The organism is Bradyrhizobium sp. Mp27 (genome assembly GCF_029953005.1).
Lineage (GTDB): Bacteria > Pseudomonadota > Alphaproteobacteria > Rhizobiales > Xanthobacteraceae > Bradyrhizobium > Bradyrhizobium barranii.
Genome location: NZ_JASAUS010000283.1, coordinates 1 through 5,475, shown reverse-complemented (window position 1 = coordinate 5,475; position 5,475 = coordinate 1). Strand labels below are relative to the sequence as shown.

The 5,475-nt window shown below is 60.7% G+C and carries 3 protein-coding genes and 1 pseudogene; all 4 read left to right on the top strand.

Features of this window, described 5'->3' with window-relative positions:
- Nucleotides 1–98, top strand: a pseudogene (locus QJT78_RS47900) (IS5/IS1182 family transposase); the annotation flags it as partial.
- 1,269 nt (nt 99–1,367) lie between these two features.
- The gene (locus QJT78_RS47895) at nt 1,368–3,734 is read left to right on the top strand and encodes an LPS-assembly protein LptD (RefSeq protein WP_244433295.1); all 2,367 of its coding nucleotides are present in this window, start codon (nt 1,368–1,370) and stop codon (nt 3,732–3,734) included.
- A gap of 17 nt (nt 3,735–3,751) precedes the next feature.
- Nucleotides 3,752–3,943 carry a hypothetical protein gene (locus QJT78_RS47890; protein ID WP_014497849.1) on the top strand — a complete coding sequence of 64 codons (192 nt, stop codon included), beginning with the start codon at nt 3,752–3,754 and terminating at the stop codon, nt 3,941–3,943.
- A gap of 500 nt (nt 3,944–4,443) precedes the next feature.
- On the top strand, nt 4,444–5,475 hold a 1,032-nt coding region (ltrA, locus tag QJT78_RS47885), incomplete at its 3' end, for a group II intron reverse transcriptase/maturase (RefSeq protein ID WP_281460747.1).

Sequence of the window (5,475 nt, the reverse complement as noted above, 5' to 3'; positions counted from 1 at the left end):
AGGACTTCCGGCGCATCGCCACGCGATATGACAAGCTCGCCCGTAATTTTTTGGCCGCTGTTCATCTCGCCGCTCTCGTCGCATATTGGCTCAATTGAGTCTGGACCCTAGTGCAATCGTGCGTTCCACCAACTACCGATATCACTGCCAAGGACTCGATTGTCTGGTTCGGACCAATGTCTACAACCGGACGCATGTACCATGAACAAACCCGCTTGAGGATCTCCATCTTCGAGCGGCACGCAGCTTGCTTCGTTTGCGCAGGCGCTCGTTATTGGACAGGAAGGGGCAGCGGAGTGCATGATGCGATCTGGAGTTCGTCTTTGGGAAGCCACAACCATTGCGCTTCTAGCCCGCGGCAGGCCGGCCCGGCCGACTTTGGGCCAGCAGTGAAGCTGTGTCTGATCCTCTGGCACCAATCCGCAAACGGCGGAGCAGAACACAACATTGGCCTCTGGCCCCGACGGTTGCGTTATTCGCGGCTTCGGCCTGAGCCTTCCCATTCTGCACATCAACGGTTTCACCCGCTCGCGCTTCACCGCATGGCTCCCGGCCCGCATAATGGCCGTCATGCGCCGGGGGGCGTGAAACGGCCGATTAGCAAGCAGCTGGCATATTCGCCGCAACAACAACAGATCAGCATCCTTCGGAGTAGGTCGCAGCTGACAGATATCGGAACGACCCACGCGAACCAAGTGGCATGGTCGGCGGACCGACAGTTCGTCAAAGCTTTGGCCAATGAGCGCGGACTGCTCGTGTTCCTGATCCCTTTGCTGAAAAAGCTGCCGCCCAAGATCGCCTATCGGAGACGCGGAGTTTCTCCGCGATCGGCATTTCGCGCTCCGCCCATCGCGCTGCTGCTGCTCCTGGGCTCTCGCAGCTTGCTCCAGTAGCTGTGCTTCCAGGCATAGTTCGGTTCGGATGAACCTGATAACCCGTCAGATCAGCCATCACATGCTTCCGCAAACCTTCCAGCGCGACGCCTTCAGCACGAATTCCCTGGGCCGAAGCGAGGCCGACTTGAAGAGATTTCAGCGTAGCGGTTCGCGTCGATTGCCGAGGGTTTCTGCGCAACCGCAAGAGGGCTGGAGCCAGTGCTACGGCTCGATGCCGAGAATTTAAGGTAACGTGTTCACCATTTTCCTGCTCGCTGTTGTGGCTAGTTGTATCAGGACGTCAAGTAAGTGTGAGTTCATGCAACTGGAGACTTCGGTCTGGCCGCCAGTCTGCGTTGGCCGCTTCATCAGATTGTTGGCCTTGCTGACCCGACGGAAAGGTTAGTGGCTGTGGCTGCGCATCGTCACAAACTGACTGCGGTTGCGCCAGGGCACGATCCGTGGCTCTTCACGTCGCTAGTCTGCGACTGCTTGCTTGCCATAGCCGTTGTCATCGCGACTGGTTTCGGCCCCGTCGTAAAGGCATCGGCGCAGAACGTCTCCTACAATACGCAGCCGCCGCGTCCGAAGCCGCCGAAGGCCGCCAACGACAACCAGATGCTGGTTCAGGCGACCGAGGTCGTCTACGACTACAATAATTCGCGGATCTCGGCGGTCGGTAACGTCCAGCTGTTCTACAACGGCACCAGCGTCGAGGCTAACAAGGTCGCCTACGACCAGAAGACCAAGCGGCTCCATGCCGAAGGCAACATCCGCATGACGGATGCCGAGGGCAAGATCACCTATGCCGAGACGATCGATCTGTCCGACGACTATCGCGACGGATTCGTCGGTTCGCTCCGGGTCGATACCGCCGACCGGACACGGATGGCCGCAACGCGCGCCGACCGTTCCAGCGGCAACTACACCGTGTTCGAGAACGGCGTCTACACGGCCTGCGCTCCGTGCAAGGACGATCCGAAGAAGCCACCGCTGTGGCAGGTCAAGGGTGCCCGCATCATCCACGACCAGCAGGAGAAGATGCTGTACTTCGAGACGGCGCAGCTCGAGTTCTTCGGCGTGCCGCTCGCTTACATGCCCTACTTCTCGACGCCCGACCCGACCGTGAAGCGCAAGTCCGGCTTCCTGATGCCGGGCTTCACCTCGAACACGGGCTACGGCTACGGCGTGGAGGTCCCGTTCTACTGGGCGATCGCGCCCGATATGGACGTGACCTTCAACCCGCGCATCACCTCCAGGCAGGGCGTGCTGTTCCAGGCGGAGTTCCGCCAGCGCCTGATGGGCGGCGCCTACCAGATCCGTGCTTACGGCATCGACCAGCTCGATCGCGGCGCACTCGCCGGCCAGCCCGGCGACCGCCAGTTCCGCGGCGCCGTCGAGACCAAGGGTCAGTTCGCGCTGAACGACAAATGGGTCTGGGGTTGGGACGGCGTCGTGATGTCCGACTACTACTTCTTCTCGGACTACCGCCTGTCGCAGTACCGTGACCCGCTCGGTTCGTTCCTGAACCTGCCGACCGACGCGGTCTCGCAGCTCTATCTGACCGGCGCCGGCAATCGCAGCTTCTTCGACGCACGCACGATGTACTGGCGGAGCTTCTCGGGCAACCAGGACAAGGTCCCGATCGTCTACCCCGTGATCGACTACTCGAACGTGCTCAACTATCCGGTGTTCGGCGGCGAGTTCAGCTACAAGACCAACTCCGTCAACCTGTCGCGTGACAGCGCCGTGTTCGATCCGATCACCACGCTCGCCAACACCAACAGCCTGTGCACGACGGCGTCGGCCGATCCGCTCGCGCGCACGCCATCGCAGTGCCTGCTGCGCGGCTTCCCCGGCACCTATACCCGCCTGTCGGCGGAAGCGCAGTGGCGCAAATCCTTCACCGACCCGCTCGGCCAGATCTGGACGCCGTTCGCCGGCCTGCGCGCCGATGCAATCAACTCCTCGGTCTCGAACCAGCCGGGCGTGTCGAACTACCTACCGGTCGGCGACACCCAGGCATTCCGCCTGATGCCGACGGTCGGCCTCGAATACCGCTATCCCTTCATCAACGTTCAGCCCTGGGGCTCGACCACCGTCGAGCCGATCGCGCAGATCATCATCCGCCCGAACGAGACTTATGCCGGCAAGTTTCCCAACGAGGATGCGCAGAGTTTTGTATTCGAAACGTCGAACCTGTTCAGCGTCGACAAGTTCTCCGGTTACGACCGCGTCGAGGGCGGCGGCCGCGCCAATGTCGGCGTGCAGGCCACCACGCAGTTCGACAAGGGCGGCGCGGCCAAGGTGCTGTTCGGCCAGTCCTACCAGCTGTTCGGCATGAACTCCTACGCGGTCCGGGACTCCATCAACACGGGCCTCGATTCCGGTCTCGACAAGCCCCGCTCCGACTACGTGGCGAGTATCGACTACTCGCCCAACCGCACCTACACCTTCAGCGTCCGCTCCCGCATGGACGAGCAGACCTGGAACGTCCAGCGTTTCGAGGCCGAAGGCCGCGCCAACTTCGATCGCTGGTCGATCAGCGTGATGTACGGCAACTACGCGGCACAGCCGGAGCTCGGCTATCTGACCCGCCGCGAAGGCATCCTCACCACCGGCTCGCTGAAGGTCGCGACCAACTGGGTGGTCACGGGCTCGGCGCGCTGGGACCTCGAGGCCAACGAGATCAACCAGTATGTGGTCGGTGCCGGCTATGTCGACGATTGCTTGGTGCTGGGATTGAACTATCTGAAATCCTACAATTATACGGTAGGCGGCGTGCCCCCCGTCTTGAATGAGACCTACATGCTAAGTATAGGTCTACGAACATTCGGGACGATCGCAATCGGCTTCTGAGGCACGGATAGCGGCGCATGCGGGTCACGTCGGGGGACGTCACCACCACGACCGAGGCGCGCAATAGCGGGCAGGCGGTCACGGCTGTGCTGGGAAAGCTCGAGTTCGACGAACGCGCAGAACTGTTCCACTTCAGCCATGTCGGTTTTGGGCGCGCGAGATCGCGGCTTTGGGTCATGACGTCAAACTGCTGCTACCTCAATATGTGAAGCCATTCGGTGCGCCCCGACGGCGCGTATTACCAGTGGAGGAAGGATCCACCCAGAGAGTTGTCGATTGATCTGGTAGCTGACGAGCGGTTTGGACGAGCAATCGGACGGATCGAAGCCTCGTGACAAAGGTCGCTTTAGGCGGCCGAGCAATCCAGCGGGCCGTAACGTGAGTGAAGCCTGAGCACGCCTCGAAAGTTACGATGTGAATGCCGACCCGATCGTATGGCGGGGAAGGCCGTGCGGACAGGGAAGCAATCGACGCACACACCTGTCTGGTTCACCGGGGTAATGGGCACGGCACGTTGGAAAGGTAGTACGGGTAATCGGGGGAGACCCGTCTTGGTCGAAGGTCGCGCCTTCAGCATTGAGTAGTCGATGGACCGGACGGGAGTCGGACAGGCTCAAAGGTACCGATGAAACCGGGTAATTCCGGCGGAGGAAAGGACCCTGACTTCAGGTGCGCTTTTGAAGATGGCGAGGGAAAGGGTAGATTGGCGATGAGCCTTGAAACGCCCGATAAGATCAGGAGCCTTCAGAGAAAGCTTTATTGTAAGGCGAAGGCGGAGCCTGCCTTCCGCTTCTACGTGCTGTACGACAAGATCTGCCGCGAGGACATTCTGAGCCATGCCTACAAGCTGGCCCGCGCCAACGCGGGTGCGCCGGGAGTGGACGGAATAACTTTCGAACAGATCGACGCGTCGGGACTCGAAGCATGGTTGGCTGGCCTGCGCGATGAACTCGTCACGAAGACCTATCGGCCCGATCCGGTGCGGCGGGTGATGATCCCGAAGCCCGGCGGCGGCGAACGTCCGCTCGGTATCCCAACAATCCGGGACCGGGTCGTCCAAGCTGCTGCAAAGATCGTGCTGGAACCGATCTTCGAGGCGGATTTTGAGGACGGCGCTTATGGATATCGCCCGCGCCGCAACGCGGTCGATGCCGTCAAGGAAGTGCACCGGCTTATGTGCCGGGGCTACACAGATGTTGTTGACGCCGATTTGTCGAAATACTTCGACACGATACCGCACTCGGACCTCCTCAAATCGGTGGCCCGACGCATCGTCGACCGGAATGTGCTGCGGCTGATTAAGTTATGGCTGCGAGTACCGGTCGAGGAGCGGGATAGCAACGGGAAACGGCGCATGAGCGGCGGTAAGAGCAACAAGTGTGGCACGCCACAGGGGGGTGTCATCAGTCCGCTGCTCTCCGTCATCTACATGAACCGGTTCCTGAAGCATTGGCGTCTCAGCGGTCGGCGTGAAGCATTCCATGGCCAGATTATCTCCTATGCCGACGACTTCGTCATTCTCAGCCGCGGCCACGCGGAAGACGCATTGACGTGGACGAAAGCGGTGATGACCAAGCTTGGGCTGACACTCAACGAGACTAAAACCTCGGTGAAGAATGCCCGATTGGAAAGCTTTGACTTCCTTGGGTACACGCTCGGACCCCGCCACTTCCGCAATGGGGGGCGGTGGTATCTTGGCGCGGCTCCGTCGAAGAAAAGCGTGCTGCGGATCAAGAGGAAG